This window comes from Cupriavidus sp. 21MJTG02-4, assembly GCF_057798975.1.
The window spans coordinates 483,688-504,248 of the sequence record NZ_JBYOJP010000001.1; the positions used below are offsets into that span (position 1 = coordinate 483,688).

Genomic DNA, 20,561 nt, shown 5'->3' on the forward strand with positions numbered 1-20,561 from the left:
AACGAACGCCCCTTCAATCACGCCATCGGCCTCACAGTCACGGCCACCTCCACCTCATGGGCGCCCCCGCCCACGATCACGCCATGCAGCAACGGCACATCGCTGTAATCGCGGCCTAGCGCCAGCGTAACGTGACGCGTATCCGCCAGCACATTGTTGGTCGGATCAAGATCCACCCAGCCCACCACCGGGCAATACACCGACACCCACGCATGCGAAGCATCGGCGCCAATCAGCCGCGGCTCGCCGGGTGGCGGTTCGGTGCACAGATAGCCGCTGACATAGCGCGCCGCGAGCCCCACGGAGCGCAGGCAACCGATCATGACCTGCGCATAATCCTGGCACACGCCGCTGCGCTGCGCGAAGGCCTGCGTGGCCGGTGTATCCACCTCCGTGGATTCGCTGTGATAAGTGAAATCTCCATGGATGCGCCACATCAAATCCATCGCACCGGCCACGACAGTCACGCCAGCACCAAAGCTTGGCAGCGCGTATTCGCGCAGCGCCGGATGCAGCGCGATATTGGGCGAGGCGAAGACGAATTGCGTGGCCGGCTCGAACGGCTGGCCCGCGTGGAAACGCAGCGACTGCGCGACCGTCTCCCACGGTGCGGACGCGGACACGTCCAGCGCCCGCCAGCGCGGCGTCAGTACCACGGTGCTGGAACAGGTCAGCTGCATCTGCGTGTGCGGCACGTCGAGCATGTAATGCAGCACGCGATTGCCAAACGCGTCGGTACGCACGTGCTCGTGCGTGGGCGCCGGCTCGATGCGGGTGTCGTGCGCGGTGACGGCCTGCCACGGCAAGTCAGGCGGCGTGACGACGGCACGCTGCTGCGCGTGCTCGACCGGCTGCGAATAGCGATAGGTGGTGGTATGCAGCACGTTGAGCGTGCTGCTTCCGGCAGGAGAGGTCACGGCGTCGCTCACGGAAAGTCGCCGTCCGGATTTGCCGCCGCGTGGCTGAAGTAGCGCGCGCTGATCTCGTCCGACACGCGCGCCATGCGCTCGATGAACAGGCGGCACAACGCCGACAAGTTGTCCGCATCGCCATCGTCATGGCAAAGGGCCTCGCACAGCGCTGCGCGCGTTGGCAGCGCGCTCGGCGCGGGCAGCAGCTCCGCGAGCGGCACACGCGCCTGTGCGCTGCCGCCCGGGGCGAGCTGCGCCAGCTTGCCGCGCAGACGCTCCAGCACACCGTACAGGCCGCGCGGATTGGCTGGCTCCAGCACGAGCAAGTCGACCAGCGCGGCCAGGTCGGCGCGGCCCGGATAAAGCGAGCGGTACGTCAGCGTGCAATCGAACAGGTGCAGCAACAGCTCGAAGCCGCTGCGCGAGCGCAGCGCGCCGGTGTCGATCGCAGCCAGCAAGAAGCCGCTCATGGTGGACAGGCGTTCGATATGGCGGCCGATGAAGACCAGTCGCCACGCTTCGTCGCGCGACATGCGGTCGCCTTGCGCGCCGTTGATGGCACCAAGCTGCATCGCCAGATGCTCGAGCGCGGCCAGTACACGCGCGCGGTCGTAGCTGTCGACGCCGCGGTCGGCGGCAGCCAGCGTGGCTTGCTTCATGGCGTCGCCGAAATCGTTGCGCGCGGCCAGGATGGTGCGCCAGTGGTCGTTGGACAGGCGGTTACGGATCTCGTTGGCGGTGGCCGCGTGCGCGGCGAGGTTCCGCGCGAGACCCGTGCTGGCGCGCGCGTCCGCCAGCGTGGCCACCAGGCTGCGCTCGAACCGGCTCAGCGATACGTTCGCCTGCGGCGCCCCGGCCGGCACCAGGCCCGCCAGTTGCGCGAGGCGGCCCAGCATCGATAGGGTGCCGTCATCGGTATCGTCGCTGCTTTCGATCGAGCCGAGGATCTGCCGGCACAGCCTCACGTTGTTCTCGGCGCGTTCGGCGTAGCGCCCGGCCCAGAACAGGTTCTCGGCCGCGCGGCTCGATACCGCCAGCGTCCGCGCGGGTGTCGGTGCGGCGAGCCCGGCGCGGCTGGCCAACGGTGCGGCCGCCACCGGCTGGCCGGACAGCACCCATGTATCGGCACTCGTGCCGCCGAGCTGCATCGACACCGATTCCAGCCCCGGTGCCGCGAGCCGGCTGAAGCCGCCCGCCATGACCTGCCAGCCGCCGTTGCCGTCCGCCACGGCAAATACGCGCAGCATGGCCGCGCGCGAGCCGATCCGGTCGCCTTCCCAGCATGGCGTGTGCGATAGCGGCAGCGGCGGCTGCAAGGTGTAGCGGTCGGGCATGCGGGCAATGCGCTCGCGCCAGCCGTCCAGCGCCTGCAGGCCCAGTTCCATGCCCACCACGGGCTCGTCGGTGAGATCGGCGCGGCGTGGATAGGTCGGCATCACGAAGGCTTCGGTCAGCGTGGCCAGCGCTTGCTGCCGCGCGGCGTCTTCTCCGCACCACCAGCTCGGCACACCGGGCAGCCACAGCGGCTCGCCCAGCAGCGCTTCGGCAATGGCGGGCAGGAAGCCGTGAATCGCCGGCGTTTCCAGGAAGCCGGAGCCGGGCACGTTGGACACCATGACGTTGCCCGCGCGCATCGCCTCCAGCAGCCCCGGCACGCCAAGCGTGGAGTCGTGGCGCAGTTCGAGCGGATCGCAAAAAACATCGTCCAGGCGCCGCAGCACCACGTCCACGCGTTCGAGTCCGCCGAAGGTCTTCAGGTAGACCACGTCATTGCGCACGGTCAGGTCCTTGCCCTCCACCAGCGTGATGCCAAGGTAGCGCGCAAGGAACGTGTGCTCGAAATAGGTCTCGCTGTAGGGGCCCGGCGTAAGCAGCACGATGTGGTGGCCCGTGCCGGAAGCGGCCGTGCCGCTGCCCGTCTCTGTCGCCGCGGCCAGCGGCGCATGCGCGAGCGTGGACACCAGTTGCGCGAACGCCGGCGGCAGGCGGCGCACATGCAGGCCGCGGAAGGCGTCGGTGAACAGGCTGGAGATGATGAGGCGGTTTTCGAGCGCGTAGCCCATGCCCGAAGGCGTATCGGTGCGGTGCGCCATGACGGTCCAGCCACCTTCGGTGTGCACCAGGTCCACCGCGACGATCTGCAGGAAGCTGCCGCCCGGCGGCCGGTAGCCGCGCAGCGGATGCAGGTAGCCCGGATGCCCGTACACCAGCCCCGGCGGCAACAGTCCGCGCGACAGCAGCGTCTGTTCGCCATAGATGTCGGCCACGATCGCATTGGCCAGCGTCGCGCGCTGCGCGGCGCCGCGCTCGATGACGTGCCAGTCCTGTTCGGTCACCAGGAACGGAAACAGTTCCAGCGGCCAGGCGCGCGCCGCGCCGTGGTCGGCATGGACGTTGTAGGTCACGCCGTTGTCGCGGATCTGCCGCGCCATGGCCACCGCGCGCGGGGCCAGCACGTCCGCGCCAGGCTCGCCCACGACGGCGAAGAAGCGCGCCCACGCCTCGCGCAGCGAACCGTCGGGCAAGCGCAGTTCATCGAGGTGTCCCGCCGGGACCGGTTGCCCCAGGCCGACGGCGGGGGCAATCGGCGCCGGGGCGTGGGGGGCGAGACTCGTACTCACCCGGGGGCCGCTCACATCGTACCGCCGGCCTTCGCGCGCACGGTCTCCTCGAGCAGCGAGCGCAGCTTGGCCAGCGCGCCCGGATCGCCATGCGCCGCCGAGCGCGCATACCAGATCTTGGCCTGTTCGATGTCCTTGCCCACCACGCCGGGCTCGCCGCGCTCGTAGTAGCTGCCGACGATGTACTGGGCCCCGCCGTCGCCCGCGCTGGCAGCGCGGCTGTACCACTCGAACGCCTTGGCATAGTCGCGCGGCATGCCGCGGCCGGTGAAGTAGTTGGTGGCCAGCGCCATCTGCGCTTGCACGTGGCCGCCTTGCGCGGCGAGCTCATACCAGCGATTGGCCTCCTGCAGCGAACGCGGCACCAGTTCGCCGCGCTCGTACAGGTCGCCGAGGGTGAACTGTGCATGTGTCATCTGGTTGTCGGCAGCCTTGCGCAGCCAGGTCAAGGCTTCCTGCGGCTTGGCAGTCGTGCCTTCGCCGCGCAGCAGCATCATCGCGTAATTGAACTGGGCCAGCCGGTTGCCGTCGCGCGCGGCGGCGGCAAAGCCGCGCAGTGCGGCATCGAACGCTCCGGACTCGTAAGCCGCGAGCGCCTCTCGGGTCTGCGCCTGAGCTGGCTGCACAGGCGCGGTCGCGGCCTGGATCGGAACGCCGGGACAGAGCGCCAGCAGGATCGCCATCACGGCAACCGCCAGCGGACGACGAGGGATCGGTCCGGCTGTTTCGGCGGGCCAAAGCGGGGGGCGGGCTAGTGGCATGGCGGACTCCGGATGCGCTGGGCCTTCTTGAATCCAGTGTAGGAGGCAGCGATGCGTGCCGGAAGCCGATGACAGGGGGCCTGATTATTCAAGCGAATAATCAACCGCAGACAAAATTGGATTACGAAATTTTATTCACGAATAAATCAGGCCCATCAGATCCATCCGGCGCGATGTAGCCGGCGCCATAGCGCGGCACACGCCACGGCCGTCGTGCCGATCACGACCGGGTACGCGTAGTGGAACTTCAGCTCCGGCATGAACGAGAAATTCATGCCGTAGAGGCTGAACACCACCGTCGGGATCGCCAGGATGGCGCCCCAGCCCGCGAGCCGCTTGACCACCTCGTTCTGCCCCACGGTGACCAGGGCCAGGTTGACCTGCACCGCCGTGGTCAGCATCTCGCGCACGACATCGAGCGTGCGCACGAGGCGGCTCGCGTGGTCTTCGATGTCGCGGAAATAGGCGCGCAATTCCTTGGGCACGAGGTCTTCGTGCAGCCGGATGAGCTGGCTGCAGATATCCTCGACCGGGTTCACCGCATTGCGCAGGCGCAGCACCTGCCGCTTGATCTGGTACAGGCGCTCGATCGCGGCGCGGTCGAATTCGTCGCGGAAGATGCCCTGCTCCAGCTCGGCGAAGGTGTCCTCCAGGCGGGTGACGATGGGTAGATAGTGGTCGACCACGAAGTCCATCAGCGCGTACAGCACGTAGCCGGGACCGTTGGCCAGGCCCTGCGGGTCATGCTCGCAGCGCTCGCGCACCGGCGCGTAGGTGCTGCTGGCGCCATGCCGGACCGAGACCACATAGTTCGGCCCGACAAACAGATGGGTTTCGCCGACCACGACCTCGTCCTCGACCAGCTGCGCAGTGTTGAGCACGACGAAGACCGAGTCGCCATACGCCTCCAGCTTGGGGCGCTGGTGTGCATCGAGTGCATCTTCGACCGCCAGGTCGTGCAGTCCGAAGGATTGCTGGACTTGGCGCAGCAAGGCCAGGTCCGGCTCGTGCAAACCCAGCCAGACGAAGGTGTCCGGGACGCTCAATGCTTCAGGGATCTCTTCGATGCCGACGGTACCGAGCCGCTTGCCCGCCCGGTAAGCCACACAATTGACGATCGCGCCCATGACAGCTCCATTCCGCAGATGGCGCAATCGTAACAAGGCGTCAGGGCATGGGTCGGACGGGGTTGACCGCGCTGGCGCTGGCGCCACTTGCGGGCGTCCCATGGAGTGCGTGCGGCACCTGGGGACAAAGTCGCCCTATTTGTTACAGTTCGCACCGAAACCGCAGTTAGAATGTGGCATTTCCACGGTCACCCGGCTATGTCACAGAAGAAATCGCCACGCTTCGAGCTGCGCAGTGGCAATGTAGACGCCCTCCTTCTCGCGCTCCAGACCGCCGACATGGCTGCACTGCGAGACGACCTGCTCTCCCGGTTCGAAGCCACTCCCGATTTCTTTTCCAATGACGTGATTGCGCTGGACCTGCGCGCGCTCGAAAGTGACGAGGCAGTCTCGCTCGATACCGTGATCGGCACGCTGGCGACGCTCAAGGCCCGTGCGATCGGCGTGGTCGCGCGCCCGGCGCAGCACGAGTGGGTGCAGCGCTTCGGCCTGCCGCTGCTCGACAGCCAGAGCCGCCGCGGCCTGCGTGAATCGGCGGAAAGCGCCGAGGCCGCCGACCGCGCTGCCGCAGAGGCCGCTGCCGAGCAGGCCGCGCGCGAGGAAGCGGCCCGCACGGCCGCCCAGTCCGCCGCCGACGCCGCCGTCAAGGCCGCCATCCAGCAGACCCAGACCGTCCTGATCGACAAGCCGCTGCGCTCGGGCCAGCAGGTCTACGCGCAGGGCGACGTGGTCATCATGGACGTGGTCAGCTACGGCGCCGAGGTCATCGCCGAGGGCAACATCCATGTCTATGCCCCGCTGCGCGGCCGCGCGCTGGCGGGCGTGAAGGGCAACACCAGCGCACGCATCTTCAGCACGTGCATGGAACCTGAACTGATTTCCATTGCCGGGATCTATCGGACGGCCGAGCAGACGCTGCCGGCCGACGTACTCGGCAAGACCGCCCAGGTTCGCCTGGCCGATGAAAAGCTGATCCTGGAAGCCATCCGGTTCCGATGAGCCGGCGACCAGCCCCGAACCGAATCACTGCAGCGCAAGCTTCAACCTAATTACGGACCAAAGAGCCATGGCAAAAATCATCGTTGTGACCTCCGGCAAGGGGGGCGTCGGCAAGACCACCACCAGCGCCAGCTTTGCCGCGGGCCTGGCCCTGCGCGGCCACAAGACTGCCGTGATCGACTTCGACGTCGGCCTGCGCAACCTCGACCTGATCATGGGTTGCGAGCGCCGCGTGGTGTATGACCTGATCAACGTGGTGCAGGGCGAAGCCAACCTGCGCCAGGCCCTGATCAAGGACAAGAAGTGCGAGAACCTGTTCATCCTGCCGGCCTCGCAGACGCGCGACAAGGACGCGCTGACCAAGGACGGCGTCGAGAAGGTGATCAAGGGCCTGGTCGAGATGGATTTCGAGTACATCGTCTGCGACTCGCCGGCCGGTATCGAATCGGGCGCGCTGATGGCCATGTATTTCGCCGACGAGGCGCTGATCGTGACCAACCCGGAAGTGTCTTCGGTGCGCGACTCCGACCGCATCCTGGGCATCCTGGCCTCGAAGACCAAGCGCGCCAGCGAAGGCGGCGAGCCGATCAAGGAACACCTGCTGATCACGCGCTACAACCCCAAGCGCGTGCACGGCGGCGAGATGCTGTCGCTGACCGACATCCAGGAAATCCTGCGCATCAAGCTGATCGGCGTCGTCCCCGAATCGGAAGCCGTGCTGCACGCGTCCAACCAGGGCACGCCCGCCATCCACCTGGAAGGCAGCGACGTGGCGGACGCCTACGGCGACGTGGTGGACCGCTTCCTGGGCAAGGACAAGCCGATGCGCTTCACCGACTACCAGAAGCCCGGCCTGCTGTCGCGCATCTTCGGCAACAAGTAAAACCAATACGGAGGACTCATCCCCATGTCGATCCTGTCCTTCCTGCTGGGGGAAAAGAAGAAATCGGCCTCGGTCGCCAAAGAGCGGCTGCAGATCATCCTGGCCCATGAACGCACGGGCCATTCACCCCCGGCGGACTACCTGCCGGCCCTGCAGCGCGAACTGGTGGCCGTGATCTCGAAGTACGTCAAGATCAGCGACCAGGACCTGCGCGTGAGCCTCGAGCGCCAGGACAACCTGGAAGTGCTCGAAGTCAAGATCGAGATCCCGCAGGGCTGATTCGCCAGCCCCACCCGCTGTTCCGCCACCGGCGCCCCTTCCCGCAAGGGTGCGCCGGTGTTGCTTCACGCCCCGCTCCCCGCTCCCCATTCCCCAACTAGCGTCCGATGCTGGTGCAACGCACCAACGCGGTATTGTGTAGCGGCCAGACAACGGATTTGCACCAGAATCCTGCTCAAATCCGGCCCCTAACGCGTATTTGTGTCCTTCGCTCTGACGTTTTGTTAAATTTTCGCGGCGTTCACAGGAAACGTAGATCCCGTGCCCCGCCGTGATCCGGCGGAGACCAGAACAGAACAGAAAAGGAGCACCATGAAGAAATCGGCCATCGTCCTCGCCGCCGGCAGCCTGCTGGCAGGTTCCGCGTTTGCACAGACTTCCGTCACGCTGTACGGCATTGCTGACGTCAGCCTGCGCTACACGAACAACGCTGATGCGGGCAACCACAGCCAGACGCAACTGACCGACGGCGCTGTGACGCAAAGCCGCTGGGGCATCAAGGGCAGCGAAGCCCTGGGCAACAACCTGAAGGCTATCTTCCAGCTGGAAAACGGCTACAGCGTTGACAACGGCACGATGAACTCGAGCGGCCAGCTGTTCAATCGTCAAGCCTACGTCGGCCTGGCAGGCGACTTCGGCGCAGTGAAGCTGGGCCGCCAGTACACCGAAGGCTTTAACTTCTTCGGCGACTACGATCCGCTGACCATCGGTAACTACGGCGCCAACGCCTGGCCGTTCTTCCTGACCCAGTTCCGCGCCAACAACGTCGTCAGCTACGGCGGCAAGTTCGGCGGCCTGAACGTCGGCGCCAGCTACGGCTTCGGCGAAAAGCCGGGCAGCTTCACGCACGCTCAGACCAGCCCGCCCAATGGCAATGCTCCGTACTTCGGCGCCCGCGCTGCATACGAAGCCGGTCCGTTCGGCTTCGGTGGCGTGTACCAGGAAATCCGCGACACCAACGGCAACAAGCAGCAAATGTGGGGCGCCGCTGGTAAGTACTCGTTCGGCGCGGCCAAGGTCTTCCTGGGCTATGTCGGCGGCAAGGATCGCACCGGCGTGATCGACAACAGCTTCATGAACGCTTCGGCTGCTTCGACGACCCCGGGTGCCAAGACCCTGATCGCCAATGGCGCACAAAGCAACCCGCGCAAGGACAACCTGGGCTACATCGGTCTGACCTACCAAGCCACCCCGGCACTGGCACTGACCGGCGTGTTCTACGGCGACCACATCGAGAACAAGAACGGCACGACCAACAGCGGCAACCGCTACACCGGCGTCCTGCTGGCCGAGTACTCGCTGTCCAAGCGTACCCAGGTCTACGGCACCATCGACTACAACAAGCTGACTGGCGCTGCTCAGACCGAACTGCCGGGCAAGAACAACCAGACCGGCGTGGCCGCTGGTATCCGCCACATTTTCTGATCGTTTCCCGATCGGTTGAATGTCCGGCAGAAAGGCACCTTCGGGTGCCTTTTTTTATTGCCGCCGGCAGTGCGCTGCGGCTTCAGGCCGCTTCACTCTCCGCCAGTTCCAGCCGGTACCCGTGCGTATAGACCGGCGTCAGCCGGAGTCCGTTCGCGGCATGCAAACCCAGCTTGCTGCGCACGCGCGACACATGCGTATCGATGGTGCGCGACAGCGGCGAGATCTCGCGGCCCCAGACGGTGGCAATGATGTGGTCGCGCGTGACGATCCGCCCTTCGTTGCGGAACAGCAGCACGGCCAGGTCGAATTCCTTTGGCGTCAGGCAGACCGGATGCCCGTGGAAAGTCGCCTGCCGCGCGGCGCAATCGAACACATAGCCGGCCAGGCGCAACGGCGTGTTGCGCGCGAAATCCGCGGGACAGGCGCGGCGCAGTACGGCGCCGATGCGCGCCGATAGTTCGGCGGCCCGGACCGGCTTGACGATGTAGTCGTCCGCGCCGGCCATCAGCGCGCTGACCGCGTCGGCCTCGGCATCGCGCGCGGAAAGGAACATGACCGGGATGCGCCGGTCCAGGTTGCCGCGCACCCAGCCCAGCACCTCGGCGCCGGACATGCCCGGCATCTGCCAGTCGATCAGGAGCAGGTCGAAAGCCTTGTCATGCAAGGCCAGCAGCAGGCGCCGGCTCTGGCTGAAGCTCACGCATTCGTAGCCGGCTTCATTGACGATCCTGCGGATCAGCGCCGCATGGACGGGATCGGCTTCCAGCGAGGCAATGGTCTTTCTCATGGTCTCTGTTCCCCAGCGTTTGCGCGTGATGGAATTAGAAACCTCGGACCGGGACGCCAGAATAGGACGGCCCTCAAAACGGCCCGTCAACAATCGTTTACTTCTGGCCGCAGACGCGCGTCCCTACCATGGGCCATTGCCGTGCCGGCCATTGCGCCGGCCGGACTTCCCCGCCGGACTTCCCCCAATTCGGCAGCGCCAGGAGAGACGACGTGAGAATTGCCGTATTGGAGGCCGACCCGACCCGGGCCATCGGCATTGACCAGACCCTTCGCCTCAACGGGCACCAGTGCACGCGCTACATTCACGGCCGCTCGCTGATCCAAGCGCTGCGCGGCGGCACCTTCGACATGCTGTTGCTGGACAGTGCTGCGCCGGGCATTTCCGCGCTGGACGTGCTGTCATGGGTGCGCCGCACGCTCGGCCATGAGCTGCCGGTGATGCTGCTCGGAGACAGCGACGACGACAGGCATATCGCGGCCTGCTTTGGCGAAGGCGCCGACGCCTATCTGCGCAAACCCGTCGGCATGGCGGAACTCGCTGCAAGAGTGATGGCGCTGCTGCGCCGCGCCTGCCCGGGCGGGGAGCATGCCTGCGACCTGCATCACGGCGCCTTCCGCTTCGCCACGGCCGATCGCCGTGCGTGGGTCCACGGACGGCCGGTGGCGCTGGCGCCCAAGGAATTCGACCTGGCCGTGCTGCTGTTCCGGAACCTGGGCTCGCTGGTGCTGCGCCAGACCATGGTGAACGAGGTCTGGCGCTATCACGTCGAGGCGGCTTCGCGCACCGTCGACAGCCATCTGTCGCGCGTGCGCACCAAGCTGGCATTATGGCCGCACAACGGCGTGCGGCTGTGTGCCGTCTATGGCCTCGGGAACCGGCTGGACCCGGTGGCGCAAGACGTCAGTCGGCCTTGATGCCGGCCTCCTTGACGATGCGGGCATTGTCGACGGATTCCTCGTGGATGGCCTTGGCGAACTGCGCGGCCGTGCCGCCGGTAGGCACTTCGCCGCCCTTGAGCAGGCGCTCGCGCACCTCCGGCTCGCCGAGGGCCTTGTTCAGTTCGGCGTTGAGCTTGTCGATGATCGCCGGCGGCGTCTTGCCCGGGGCAAAAATGCCGAAGGTCGAAGTCAGGTTCGCCTTCGGGTAGCCGAGTTCCGCGAGCGTGGGCACGCTCGCCATGCTTTCGAGGCGCCTGGGCGCGCCCACGGCGAGCGGGCGCAGCCGTCCGGCCTGCATGTGCTGGGTCAGCATGGGGCTGGCATTGGTGCTCATGACCTCGAACTGGCCGCCAAGCGCGTCGTTCATCTGCTGGCCGGCGCCCTTGTACGGAATCAGCGTCAGCTCGGCCTTCGACCTGGCCTTCACCTGCTCCAGCACGACGTGCCCGACCGTGCCGAGGCCCGAGGTTGCCCAGCGCACCGAACCCGGCTTGGCCTTGCCCTGCGCCACCAGGTCCTGGAAGGTCTTGCCGGCAAAGCTCTTCGTGGCGACGATCAGCACCGGCGAGTACATCACGCTCATGACGGGCGCCACATCGCGCTGCGGGTCATAGTTGACGTGCCCCACGTGCGGGTTGAGCGTGAGCGGACTGGTCGACGCAAAGCCGAGCGTGTAGCCATCCGGCGCGGCCTTGGCCACGGCATCGATGCCGATGCTGCCGCCGGCGCCGGCCTTGTTCTCGACCACCACCGAAGTCCCCATCTGGGCAGAGAGCCGCTCGCCGAGCGCACGGGCCACGGTATCGCTGATGCCGCCCGTGGGATAGGCGACGATCATGCGGATCGGGCGGCTGGGGTATTGATCGGCGGCGGCAGCGGGCAACGCTGCCGCCATCAGGCTGGCGGCGCCAAGCGCGGCCAGCACGGGCAAGCGGGAATGAAAAGCCATGACAGATGCGGGAGATGGAAAGGCGCGCGGCGCGCGGCCGCATCGCGTTATGTTAGCCGATCGGCTGGCGGGGCCTGCGTCTCAGCGTACCAGCGGGTGTTCGGGCACCCAGGATACGAACAGTTCGTTGGCGCGGTCGTAGAGACGCCAAACCGTGCCGCAGTCGCGGCAGCAGAACGTAAGCATGCTGTACGGAACGCCTGCCTGGCTCTGGCCGGCCTGCGGTGCGGTATTGCGCAGCGCCAGGCAGGACGGCGGTTCGCGGCGTCGCGGATCCGCCGCCAGCGCCAGGCAGCGCTCGCAGGCAGGAACAGCGGTGGACGGAGAAGCAGGAAGCGAAGGTACGGCGGACGTCATGCCCGCCATGATGCCGCAAAACGTCCGCATGCTGCGCGCCCCGCCGCACGCGGCCCGCATTCGCGTTGTTTTGCGCCATATAGACCACATCCATCGCGATCCATCCGATTCGCGCGCATGCGCACCGGTCGAGAGCGCGATCCTCACCGGCATTCGCACGCAATCGCTCAATTTCGCGCTTTAAGGAACAGTTAAGATTTCCTGAGCGAACTTTTACGAACCTGCCATCCCGCCGCTTTCTAGACTGCCTTGCATGCGGCGGCCAGCACCGGCCTGATGGCGCCGCGATCCGGATCGCCACTGGCGCCGGACTTGCCCATTGCAGGCCGCCCGGCACCGCAGGTGCCCTGAAGGAGACAGGTTCATCATGGCAGTCACTGGCAACACCCTCGGCTTCGCGCAATCCCGTCAACAGGCGCAACAGGCGCAGCAAGCGCCGCGCTTCGATATCTACGCGCGCATCCACAAGGCGCTGCGCGCCTTCATGGCCGACACGCTGCTGCGCGTCGGCCGCACCGACACCGACGACGAGGCCGAGCTGCGCGGCACGCTGAGTCAGGTACGCGATCTGCTGTCGGCTTGCGAGCAGCACCTGCACAAGGAAAACGAGTACGTGCACGCGGCCATGGATGCGCGCGTGCCGGGCTCCACGGCGCGCATCGCCCACGAGCACGTCACCCATATGGCCGAGATCCGTGCGCTGCTCGCGCTGACCGACCGGGTCGCCGCCACCATTCCGGTGGCGCGCGCCGATGCCGTCCGCGAGCTGTACCGCCAGCTGTCGCTGTTCGTTGCCGAAAATTACGAACACATGCATTTCGAGGAAACCCGGCACAACGCGGTGCTGTGGGCCAGCCATACCGATGCCGAGCTGCTCGACGTGGAAAACCGCATCGTGGCGTCGCTGCCGCAGGAGACGGTCGGCATGATCGCGCGCTGGATGCTGCCGAACGTCACACCGGCCGAGCGCGCGCTGATGCTGGCCGGCATCCGCGACAACGCGCCGGCGGAAGCCTTCACCGGGCTGCTCGATGTCTGCCGCACGCTGCTGCCGATGCCGGACTGGATGAAGCTGACGCGCGCGCTGGGCCTGCCCGCCGGCCCCACCCAGGCGGCCTGGGCCGCGGGCTGATCAGCCGCCTCGCTCCACGTGCTCGATCCGCAGCGGCCGCGTCACGCGCAAGGCGAAGCGGCCGCGGCCGGTGCGCTCGATGCGCACGCTGGCGTCGCGCTCGACCAGCCGGCGCGCCAGCAGCACCAGCCGGGCTTCAAGGTTGTCGCTGATGTCCGGCAGGCCCAGCGCGGGATCGAGTCGCAGTTCGCGGTTGGTGAAGGCCTCGCGCCCGGCATGCAGGTAGTCGCAGACCAGGCGCCGGAAGATCGCGCCGGCCACGCCCTTGATCAGGTAGTCGTCGTCGAGGAAGACGCTGCTGTCGGCCTCGAAGTAGCGCACCAGCACGGGTTGCGGCGCGGGTGGCGGCGCATCGCCGGGGACGGACGCCGCGGCGGCTTCATCGGCTGCGGCGTCCGCGCTGGCCTGCAGCCCGCGCATGGCCTGCCCGAGCTGGCCGGCCAGCACCACCAGCGCGTCCTCATCCTCATAGGTAAAGCGCAGTTCCCGCTCGCTTTCGACGAACAGCACGCCAAGCAGCGCAGCGCCCGCGCACACCGGCACCGCCAGCTGGCTGCCCGGCGCTGTCAGGCCCGGCAGCGGAATCTCGGTATCCAGCCGCGCCGATAAACCGGTGTCGATCACGCTGTCGCGCATGGCGCGGCTGTAGCTGCGGTCCGAGGTCATGTGGATGATGCGGATCGGCGTGCGCTCGCGCGCGGCGACGCCGATTACGCCCTCCCCCAGCGCGATCTCGGACCCCACGCCGGAGGCCACGTAGCCGTGGCTGGCAACCGTATAGAGCCGTCCGGCGCTGGCATCGTGCATCAGCAGCATGGCGTGGTCGATGCCGAAGTCCGCCGCCAGCCCCGCCATCGCCACGTCAAAGAGCTGGCCGGTCTCGGTGCAGGATGCCAGTCTTCCGGTCATGCAGCGCAGTGCGCCGAGCCGTTGCCAGCGAACCTGGCCGGGAGGCTCGCTCAGGCGGCCGCCGCCCGGCACGGCCCCGATCGACGAAACCCGATACACATCCGCGCCGTGCAGCCGGAACACGTTCTCCATGCCCGAATGCGAGGCAATGCCGGCGAGCCGGGCCTTCATATGCTCGAACAGCGGACCCGCGGTTTCGGTGCGCAGGTAATGCACGGTCAGGCGGATCATGGCCGCAGTGTCCGGATGGATCATCAGCACCGTACCGACAGGGTTGGCCAGCACGTTCTCGCGCGTCTTGTTGAAGAACTGGAACGACAGCGCGACATGCTGCGGATCGACGTACTGCACGTGCGAGAGATACGCGACGTTGGGCGTGCCGTCCGCAGAACAGGTCGCCATCACGGCGGGAATCACGCCTTCCAGGCAATCGCGGATGTCGGCGGCGGTCAGCAGGGCCTTCATAGGGGCGCGCGTCGTTGCCATCTCAGGTCGTTGCCGCGCCGAGTGCCTGGCCGGCCTGCGCGCCCGGCGTCTGCTGGAATGCCTGCGTCGGGGTAAAGCTGACGGCGACGAGTTCGTCGTCCGGGCACGCCAGGAAAGCATGGGCGAGCGCGGCCTCGTGGCCGATCAGGCTGATCTCCTCGCCAAGCGCCTCGCGGTAGGCGGCCACGCGCGCGCAATCGCCGGGCTGCAGCGGCGTTTCGCGCGCGTCAAAGCCCTTGAGTTGCAGCGTGCGGTGCGTGGTCGGTTCGCTGAAGACCACGGCGATCGATTGGTTGGCGGCAATGTCGGCCAGCACCTGCAGCGACTGCGGGCGGCACAGGAACACGGTCACGCAGGCGTCGTCATCATCGATGCGAAAGCCGACCGCGCGCATCAGGTGCGGCATCCGTGCGGCGTCGCGCGTGGCGGCGATCACCGATACGCGGCGGTCGAGCGCGGCGGCCTGGCCGCCCGCACGCAAAGCGGCCAGCGCCGACGGTGGCGAGGCGGGCATTGGCGTGGGTGAGGATGACCGGCGGGCAGGCATAGTCCCCAGTGTAGGAGACGCCGGTACCAGTGAAAACGCCCCGCCAGGGCGGGGCGCAATGGCGCTGTGTGCGCTGGCGCGCGTCAGGCAGTCTTGCGGCGGCCGCCAAGGTCTGGCAGGAACACCGCCAGCAGACCCAGCAGCGGCAGGTACGCGCACAGCCGGTAGACGGCCTGGATGCCGTGCGTGTCGGCCAGCCCGCCCAGCACCGCGGCGCCGATGCCGCCCATGCCGAAGGCCAGCCCGAAGAACAGGCCAGAGACCATGCCGACCTTGCCCGGAATCAGCTCCTGCGCGAACACCAGGATCGCCGAGAACGCGGACGCCAGGATGAAGCCGATGATGAAGGTCAGCACGCCCGTCCAGAGCAGGCCGACGTGCGGCAGCACCAGCGTGAACGGCGCCACGCCGAGGATCGAAGCCCAGATCACGCGCTTGCGGCCGATGCGGTCGCCGATCGGGCCGCCCAGGATGGTGCCGGCTGCCACCGCGAACAGGAATACGAACAGGTAGACCTGCGCGCTCTGGCGCGCCAGGCCGAACTTCTCCATCAGGTAGAAGGTGTAGTAGGTGGTGAGGCTCGCCATATAGAAGTACTTGGAGAACACCAGCACCAGCAGGACCACCATCGAACGCACCACCACGCGCATCGGCACCGGGCTGGCCGTGGCACCGGCCGCCTTGCCCTTGCGCGCGCGGTGCGCGAGCTGCTGCGCATACCAGCCGCCGATTTTCCACAGCACCGCGATGGCCAGCAGCGCCGCGAGCGAGAACCACGCCACGCTGGCCTGCTTGTGGACGATGCCCGCCGCCAGCAGCGGCCCCATGGCGCTGCCGCCGTTGCCGCCGACCTGGAAGATCGACTGCGCCAGCCCGTGCTGGCCGCCCGACGCCATGCGCGCCACGCGCGACGACTCCGGGTGGAAGATCGACGAACCGGTGCCCACCAGCGCCGCGGCCACCAGCAGCACGCCGTAGGTCGGCGCGACCGACAGCAGCAGCAGCCCGGCCAGCGTAAAGCCCATGCCGATGGCCAGCGAATGCGGCTTTGGATGCTTGTCGGTGTAAAGGCCCACCACCGGCTGCAACAGCGATGCCGTGACCTGGTACGTCATGGTCAGCAGGCCGATCTGCACGAAGCTCAGGTTGAAGCCGCCCTTGAGCATCGGATAGATCGCCAGGATCAACGACTGGATCATGTCGTTGAGGAAGTGCGCAAAGCTGATCGCTGACAGGACGCGGAAGCCCGTGCGTTCGGCGGATGGCTCGGGATGGACGCCGGCAGCGGCGGCCTTGGAGTCGATGGTTGTGCTCATTGGCGGTCTCGACAGGACGGATGACGAACCGCTGGGGGCGCTCGTCGGAACAGTAAGAAACGCGATGCTATCTGGCCCTCGGCCGCCTGTCCTGCGAGAATGGGTCCACAACCTTGGAGAAAAGGACATGCCACCGTCACGTGTGTGGAAGCCGGCACCGGCGGTAACCCAGGCCCTGGGAGACACGTACACCAACCCGCCGCGCTATGTGCACTTTGATCGCAGTCCCATGCCGGTCACGGCGATGGCGGCGGATTACCAGCCTGGCGACGTCACATCCCGGCACCAGCACCCGCACGCGCAATTGATCCACGCCGTCCACGGCGTGATGGTCGTCTCGACCGACGAGGGCCAGTGGATCGTGCCGCCCACGCGCGGCATGTGGATGCCCGGCGGCACGCAGCACTGGATCCGCATGGTGGGGCAGGTGCAGATGCGCACCGCCTATATCCGTCCCGACGCAGCGCCGGACCTGCCGCGGCGCTGCACCGTGCTGGGCATCTCGCCGCTGCTGCGCGAACTGATTCTGGCCGCGATCGATGTGCCGCTGCCCTACTCCGCCGATTCGCGCGACGGACGGCTGATGCGCCTGCTGCTCGACGAGGTGGTGCTGGTGCCGACGCTGCCGCTGCACCTGCCGCATCCGGGCGATGCCGGACTGCGCCAGATCTGCGATGCCATCATCGCCGCGCCCGATACATCGCTGACGCTGGCCGATTGGGGCGAACGGCTTGGTGTCGATCCCAAGACCATCCAGCGCCGCTTCGCGAGGGAAACCGGGATGACGTTCGGGCAGTGGCGGCAGCAGGCGCGGTTGCTGGCCGCGCTGGAGCGACTGGCCGCGGGCAGCAAGGTGGTGGATGTGGCGCTCGATCTCGGCTACGAGAGCCCGAGCGCGTTTGCGACGATGTTCAAGCGGCAGTTCGGCGTACCGCCGAGTGCGTTTTTTCGATGAGCCCGGTTAGCGGGACAGGTAACGCTCTACGAGCCGCGTCCAGTACGCCGCGCCGACCGTGAGGTTTTCGTCGTTGAAGTCGTAGCCGGGGTTGTGCAGCAATGGCTGGTTGGCGCCATTGCCCAGCCGCACGAAGCATCCGGGCCGCTGCTGCAGGTAGTAGGCGAAGTCCTCGCTGCCGGTAATGCGCGCAGCCTGCGTGACCACCTTGTCGGCGCCGACCAGTTCCTCGGCAATTTGCCGCGCGAATTCGGTTTCCCGTTCGCTGTTGATCAGCACGGGGTAGCCGTGCACATAGTTCACTTCCGCCACGGCGCCGTAGCCCTCGGCCTGCGCGATCGCGAGCTGGCGGATGCGGGTTTCCAGCGAGGCCCGCACTTCCGGGCTGAACGAACGCACGCTGATTTCCATGCGGGCGCTGTCCGGGATCACATTCGGTGCATGTCCCGCGTGTAGCGTGCCAATGGTGACCACGGCGGTTTCATTCGGGTCGACATAACGCGATACCACCGACTGCAGCGCCATCACCAGGCTGCCCGCCACCAGGATCGGGTCCACTGACTGATGCGGGCGCGCGGCATGGCCCCCCTTGCCTCGGATGGTGATGGTGACCGTGTCGCAGGCCGCCATGAACGGGCCCGCCCGGAACAGGAAATGGCCCTGCTCCACGCCCGGGTGGTTGTGCAGGCCGAAGATCGCGTCACATGGGAAGCGCTCGAACAGGCCATCGGCCAGCATGCGCTCGGCCCCGCCGCCAGCGCCGATTTCCTCGGCCGGCTGGAAGATCATGTGAACGGTGCCGTTGAAGTTGCGGGTGCGGGCCAGTTGCTTGGCTGCGCCCAGCAGGATGGCGGTGTGGCCGTCATGGCCGCACGCATGCATGCGGCCCTCGTTCGCGCTCGCATATGGCAGGCCGGTGCGCTCGTGGATAGGCAGCGCGTCCATGTCCGCGCGGATGCCGATGCTGCGTCCGCCGGTGCCCGACTTCAGCGTGCCGACCAGGCCGGTACCGCCGACACCACGCGTCACCGCGTAGCCCCAGCTCTCCAGGAGACTGGCGACGAGCCCGGAGGTACGGACTTCGTCGAAAGCGAGTTCGGGGTTCTGGTGGATGTTGCGCCGGATGGCTTCCAGTTCGGCGCGGCTGTCCAGGGTGTCGGCCAGCGCGCAGAAGCGGCGCTTCAGAGTGGTACCAAGGTAAGTCTCGATCTCGGGGGCGTGCTCGGACATGGCTTGATCTGGCAAAGACAGTGGACGGTCAGAACGCCGTCCTTATAACCAGTATTTCACGCAGAAATCGCAACGCAACCGTCATGCGGGGGATTTCATGTAAATCCCTGTAATCGGGCCCTTTTCGACACCGGGACTGTTGCTCGCGCGGCACGCTTTGTGTGTAAACCAAACGGTTTGTGTGAAAGCGTTTCGATGGGGAACTTAAAGAAGGTCCCGAATATGCCCCTTGTGTGCTCGCCTCTCCGGCTTGCGGGAGAGGCGAGCACACAATCGCTTACGCGCACATCACTCGTACGCCACCACTTTCTGCCCCTGCACGCCAAGGCCTTCGATGCCCAGCCGCATCGTGTCGCCCGCCTTCAGGAAACGGGGCGGCTTGAAGCCCATGCCCACGCCCGGCGGCGTGCCCGTGGCGATCAGGTCGCCAGCTTGCAGCGTCATGAAGCGGCTGACGTAGCTGACCACCGTGGCCACGTCAAAGACCATGGTCGCCGTGCTGCCTTTCTGCACACGTTCGCCATTGACCTCCAGCCACAGGCCCAGCGCCTGCGGATCGGGCACTTCGTCACGCGTGACCAGCCACGGGCCGACCGGGCAGAACGTGTCGCAGCCCTTGCCCTTGTCCCAGGTGCCGCCGCGCTCGATCTGGAATTCGCGCTCCGAGACGTCGTTCACCACGCAGTAACCGGCCACATGGCTCAGCGCGTCTTCACGCGCGACATTGCGTGCGGTGCTGCCGATCACCACGCCCAGCTCCACCTCCCAGTCGGACTTCACCGACCCAAAGGGCAGCATCACGTCGTCGTCGGGGCCGTTGAGCGAGCTGTTGGCCTTCAGGAAGACGATCGGCTCGGCGGGGATCGGCATGCCGGCTTCGGCCGCGTGGTCCGCATAGTTCAGGCCGATCGCGATGATCTTGCCGATGCCGGTCCAGGGCACGCCAAAGCGCGCGCCCTCCACGACCGGCAGCGTGGCCGCATCGACCTGTGCCAGGCGCGCGAGCGCATCCGGCGACAGCTGCGAGGCGGTGATGTCCCCTACCACGCCGGACAAGTCGCGCACCTTGCCCTGCGCATCGATCAGGCCCGGGCGCTCGGCGCCGGGCTGGCCAGTTCTCACCAGTTTCATTGTCTCCCCTTGGATGGATTGTTCTGACGGTCGGCCGCCCCCGCGAGCGAGCGCGCGACGACGGTCATTACTTCATTGGCGGTGTTCTCGGAATGTCGGCGCAGCACCTGAGCCAGGCGCGGCCGGCCCGGCTCTCGCAGCGCCGCCATGATTTCCTCATGTTCCTCATGCGACTCCTGCCAGCGCAGCATATCCGCGTTGGCGGCGCCGCGGGCGCGGTGCACCTTGCTCATCAGCGAGGCATAGACCGCCGCCAGCACCGGGTTGGCGGCACCGTCGATGATGAGCTGGTGGATTTCCTGGTTGATGCGGAAATAGTCGGTGCGCCGCCCCGCCTCGTGCGCGTCGATCATGGCCTGGTGGCGGCGCTCCAGCCTGGCCTGCGCGGCATCGTCCAGGCGCTGCGCGGCCAGCTCGCCGGCGGTCGCCTCCAGGCCGTGCAGCGTTTCGAAGGTCGAACGCAGTTCGTCCAGATCCAGCGGCGCGACGCGGTAGCCAATGTACTGCCGGTGCAGTACCAGACCTTCGGCCACCAGCACCTTGAGGGCCTCGCGCAGCGGCGTCTTCGAGACATCGAACGCCTCGCAGAAGGCCCGCTCGTCGATGCGCTCGCCGGGCGGAAGTTCGCCCTCTTCGATCATCGTGCGCAGGCGCGCCGCGATTTCGGCGGACATGCCTAAAGTGCGCAGACGGGCGGTTTTCGGAAGCGTTTGTGTCACGGACGTCACCAGCATGGGGAAATTTGCACCAACCGAAGGCTATCACACCCACAATTGTGCAATTGCATCTACACAAAATCAATGACTTACGTG

21 protein-coding genes are annotated in these 20,561 nt (G+C 66.8%); 8 read left to right on the forward strand and 13 right to left on the reverse strand.

What is annotated here, in order from left to right; genetic code table 11:
- Positions 1-17 precede the first annotated feature (17 nt).
- From AC3FKH_RS02390 to AC3FKH_RS02405, 4 genes are all read right to left on the reverse strand, one after another.
- Positions 18-929 carry a transglutaminase family protein gene (locus AC3FKH_RS02390; RefSeq protein WP_488672595.1) on the reverse strand — a complete coding sequence of 304 codons (912 nt, stop codon included), beginning with the start codon at positions 927-929 and terminating at the stop codon, positions 18-20.
- The gene (locus tag AC3FKH_RS02395) at positions 926-3,532 is read right to left on the reverse strand and encodes a circularly permuted type 2 ATP-grasp protein (RefSeq protein ID WP_488672596.1); all 2,607 of its coding nucleotides are present in this window, start codon (positions 3,530-3,532) and stop codon (positions 926-928) included. Before AC3FKH_RS02395 ends, AC3FKH_RS02390 begins: the two co-directional genes overlap by 4 nt.
- A gap of 11 nt (positions 3,533-3,543) precedes the next feature.
- Complete coding sequence (locus tag AC3FKH_RS02400; RefSeq protein WP_488672598.1) at positions 3,544-4,293, reverse strand: tetratricopeptide repeat protein; 750 nt, start codon at positions 4,291-4,293, stop codon at positions 3,544-3,546.
- A gap of 155 nt (positions 4,294-4,448) precedes the next feature.
- Positions 4,449-5,420, reverse strand: coding sequence for a magnesium and cobalt transport protein CorA (locus AC3FKH_RS02405; protein ID WP_483710067.1), 972 nt, complete (start codon positions 5,418-5,420; stop codon positions 4,449-4,451).
- A 198-nt stretch (positions 5,421-5,618) separates the two neighbouring features.
- Between AC3FKH_RS02405 and minC the strand changes: the two genes are divergently transcribed.
- From minC to AC3FKH_RS02425, 4 genes are all read left to right on the forward strand, one after another.
- Complete coding sequence (minC, locus tag AC3FKH_RS02410; RefSeq protein WP_488672600.1) at positions 5,619-6,419, forward strand: septum site-determining protein MinC; 801 nt, start codon at positions 5,619-5,621, stop codon at positions 6,417-6,419.
- Between the two features lie 67 nt (positions 6,420-6,486).
- Positions 6,487-7,302 (forward strand): septum site-determining protein MinD, encoded by an 816-nt coding sequence (minD, locus tag AC3FKH_RS02415; RefSeq protein WP_483710063.1) that lies wholly within the window; start codon positions 6,487-6,489, stop codon positions 7,300-7,302.
- 24 nt (positions 7,303-7,326) lie between these two features.
- Positions 7,327-7,581, forward strand: a complete 255-nt coding sequence (gene minE / locus AC3FKH_RS02420) for a cell division topological specificity factor MinE (protein ID WP_483730897.1) — start codon at positions 7,327-7,329, stop codon at positions 7,579-7,581.
- Positions 7,582-7,893: 312 nt separating this feature from the next.
- The gene (locus tag AC3FKH_RS02425; protein ID WP_488672603.1) at positions 7,894-9,006 is read left to right on the forward strand and encodes a porin; all 1,113 of its coding nucleotides are present in this window, start codon (positions 7,894-7,896) and stop codon (positions 9,004-9,006) included.
- Between the two features lie 82 nt (positions 9,007-9,088).
- On the opposite strand, the gene AC3FKH_RS02430 is transcribed toward AC3FKH_RS02425, so the two are convergent.
- Positions 9,089-9,796, reverse strand: a complete 708-nt coding sequence (locus AC3FKH_RS02430) for a response regulator transcription factor (RefSeq protein WP_488672604.1) — start codon at positions 9,794-9,796, stop codon at positions 9,089-9,091.
- A 212-nt stretch (positions 9,797-10,008) separates the two neighbouring features.
- On the opposite strand from AC3FKH_RS02430, the gene AC3FKH_RS02435 reads away from it, so the two are divergent.
- Positions 10,009-10,713, forward strand: a complete 705-nt coding sequence (locus AC3FKH_RS02435; RefSeq protein ID WP_488672606.1) for a response regulator transcription factor — start codon at positions 10,009-10,011, stop codon at positions 10,711-10,713.
- Here AC3FKH_RS02435 and AC3FKH_RS02440 read toward each other — a convergent pair.
- Together AC3FKH_RS02440 and AC3FKH_RS02445 are read right to left on the reverse strand one after the other, a co-directional pair.
- Complete coding sequence (locus tag AC3FKH_RS02440; protein WP_488672608.1) at positions 10,700-11,686, reverse strand: Bug family tripartite tricarboxylate transporter substrate binding protein; 987 nt, start codon at positions 11,684-11,686, stop codon at positions 10,700-10,702. The genes AC3FKH_RS02435 and AC3FKH_RS02440 overlap by 14 nt on opposite strands.
- A gap of 81 nt (positions 11,687-11,767) precedes the next feature.
- Positions 11,768-11,971, reverse strand: a complete 204-nt coding sequence (locus AC3FKH_RS02445) for a hypothetical protein (RefSeq protein ID WP_483711576.1) — start codon at positions 11,969-11,971, stop codon at positions 11,768-11,770.
- On the opposite strand from AC3FKH_RS02445, the gene AC3FKH_RS02450 reads away from it, so the two are divergent.
- Together AC3FKH_RS02450 and AC3FKH_RS02455 are read left to right on the forward strand one after the other, a co-directional pair.
- Positions 11,871-12,227: a hypothetical protein gene (locus AC3FKH_RS02450; RefSeq protein ID WP_488672900.1), complete on the forward strand. Its 357-nt coding sequence runs from the start codon at positions 11,871-11,873 to the stop codon at positions 12,225-12,227. The genes AC3FKH_RS02445 and AC3FKH_RS02450 overlap by 101 nt on opposite strands.
- 183 nt (positions 12,228-12,410) lie before the next feature.
- Entirely contained in the window at positions 12,411-13,175 is a 765-nt protein-coding gene (locus tag AC3FKH_RS02455; RefSeq protein ID WP_488672610.1) for a hemerythrin domain-containing protein, read from the forward strand.
- Here the strand turns inward: AC3FKH_RS02455 and AC3FKH_RS02460 are convergent, their stop codons facing one another.
- The 3 genes from AC3FKH_RS02460 to AC3FKH_RS02470 all read right to left on the reverse strand — a co-directional run bounded on the left by AC3FKH_RS02460 (position 13,176) and on the right by AC3FKH_RS02470 (position 16,433).
- A complete protein-coding gene (locus AC3FKH_RS02460; protein ID WP_488672612.1) occupies positions 13,176-14,549 on the reverse strand; it encodes a GAF domain-containing protein in 1,374 nt (457 codons plus the stop codon). It lies immediately after the preceding gene.
- A 22-nt stretch (positions 14,550-14,571) separates the two neighbouring features.
- Positions 14,572-15,084 (reverse strand): hypothetical protein, encoded by a 513-nt coding sequence (locus AC3FKH_RS02465; RefSeq protein ID WP_488672613.1) that lies wholly within the window; start codon positions 15,082-15,084, stop codon positions 14,572-14,574.
- 116 nt (positions 15,085-15,200) lie between these two features.
- Positions 15,201-16,433, reverse strand: coding sequence for an MFS transporter (locus AC3FKH_RS02470; RefSeq protein ID WP_488672614.1), 1,233 nt, complete (start codon positions 16,431-16,433; stop codon positions 15,201-15,203).
- Positions 16,434-16,560: 127 nt separating this feature from the next.
- On the opposite strand from AC3FKH_RS02470, the gene AC3FKH_RS02475 reads away from it, so the two are divergent.
- Positions 16,561-17,388: an AraC family transcriptional regulator gene (locus AC3FKH_RS02475; RefSeq protein ID WP_488672616.1), complete on the forward strand. Its 828-nt coding sequence runs from the start codon at positions 16,561-16,563 to the stop codon at positions 17,386-17,388.
- Between the two features lie 6 nt (positions 17,389-17,394).
- On the opposite strand, the gene AC3FKH_RS02480 is transcribed toward AC3FKH_RS02475, so the two are convergent.
- From AC3FKH_RS02480 to AC3FKH_RS02490, 3 genes are all read right to left on the reverse strand, one after another.
- Positions 17,395-18,618, reverse strand: a complete 1,224-nt coding sequence (locus AC3FKH_RS02480) for a M20 aminoacylase family protein (protein ID WP_488672618.1) — start codon at positions 18,616-18,618, stop codon at positions 17,395-17,397.
- A 288-nt stretch (positions 18,619-18,906) separates the two neighbouring features.
- Entirely contained in the window at positions 18,907-19,749 is an 843-nt protein-coding gene (locus AC3FKH_RS02485; protein ID WP_488672619.1) for a fumarylacetoacetate hydrolase family protein, read from the reverse strand.
- Positions 19,746-20,483 (reverse strand): GntR family transcriptional regulator, encoded by a 738-nt coding sequence (locus AC3FKH_RS02490; RefSeq protein WP_488672621.1) that lies wholly within the window; start codon positions 20,481-20,483, stop codon positions 19,746-19,748. The genes AC3FKH_RS02485 and AC3FKH_RS02490 overlap by 4 nt, the downstream gene beginning before the upstream one ends.
- Between the last annotated feature and the right edge of the window lie 78 nt (positions 20,484-20,561).

Coding starts and splice junctions, on each gene's coding strand:
- AC3FKH_RS02400 (WP_488672598.1), bottom strand. CDS start 4,293: ATGCCACTAGCCCGCCCCCCGCTTTGGCCCGCCGAAACAGCCGGACCG.
- AC3FKH_RS02405 (WP_483710067.1), bottom strand. CDS start 5,420: ATGGGCGCGATCGTCAATTGTGTGGCTTACCGGGCGGGCAAGCGGCTC.
- minC (WP_488672600.1), top strand. CDS start 5,619: ATGTCACAGAAGAAATCGCCACGCTTCGAGCTGCGCAGTGGCAATGTA.
- minD (WP_483710063.1), top strand. CDS start 6,487: ATGGCAAAAATCATCGTTGTGACCTCCGGCAAGGGGGGCGTCGGCAAG.
- minE (WP_483730897.1), top strand. CDS start 7,327: ATGTCGATCCTGTCCTTCCTGCTGGGGGAAAAGAAGAAATCGGCCTCG.
- AC3FKH_RS02425 (WP_488672603.1), top strand. CDS start 7,894: ATGAAGAAATCGGCCATCGTCCTCGCCGCCGGCAGCCTGCTGGCAGGT.
- AC3FKH_RS02430 (WP_488672604.1), bottom strand. CDS start 9,796: ATGAGAAAGACCATTGCCTCGCTGGAAGCCGATCCCGTCCATGCGGCG.
- AC3FKH_RS02440 (WP_488672608.1), bottom strand. CDS start 11,686: ATGGCTTTTCATTCCCGCTTGCCCGTGCTGGCCGCGCTTGGCGCCGCC.
- AC3FKH_RS02450 (WP_488672900.1), top strand. CDS start 11,871: ATGCTGTACGGAACGCCTGCCTGGCTCTGGCCGGCCTGCGGTGCGGTA.
- AC3FKH_RS02455 (WP_488672610.1), top strand. CDS start 12,411: ATGGCAGTCACTGGCAACACCCTCGGCTTCGCGCAATCCCGTCAACAG.
- AC3FKH_RS02460 (WP_488672612.1), bottom strand. CDS start 14,549: ATGAAGGCCCTGCTGACCGCCGCCGACATCCGCGATTGCCTGGAAGGC.
- AC3FKH_RS02465 (WP_488672613.1), bottom strand. CDS start 15,084: ATGCCCGCCTCGCCACCGTCGGCGCTGGCCGCTTTGCGTGCGGGCGGC.
- AC3FKH_RS02470 (WP_488672614.1), bottom strand. CDS start 16,433: ATGAGCACAACCATCGACTCCAAGGCCGCCGCTGCCGGCGTCCATCCC.
- AC3FKH_RS02475 (WP_488672616.1), top strand. CDS start 16,561: ATGCCACCGTCACGTGTGTGGAAGCCGGCACCGGCGGTAACCCAGGCC.
- AC3FKH_RS02480 (WP_488672618.1), bottom strand. CDS start 18,618: ATGTCCGAGCACGCCCCCGAGATCGAGACTTACCTTGGTACCACTCTG.
- AC3FKH_RS02485 (WP_488672619.1), bottom strand. CDS start 19,749: ATGAAACTGGTGAGAACTGGCCAGCCCGGCGCCGAGCGCCCGGGCCTG.
- AC3FKH_RS02490 (WP_488672621.1), bottom strand. CDS start 20,483: ATGCTGGTGACGTCCGTGACACAAACGCTTCCGAAAACCGCCCGTCTG.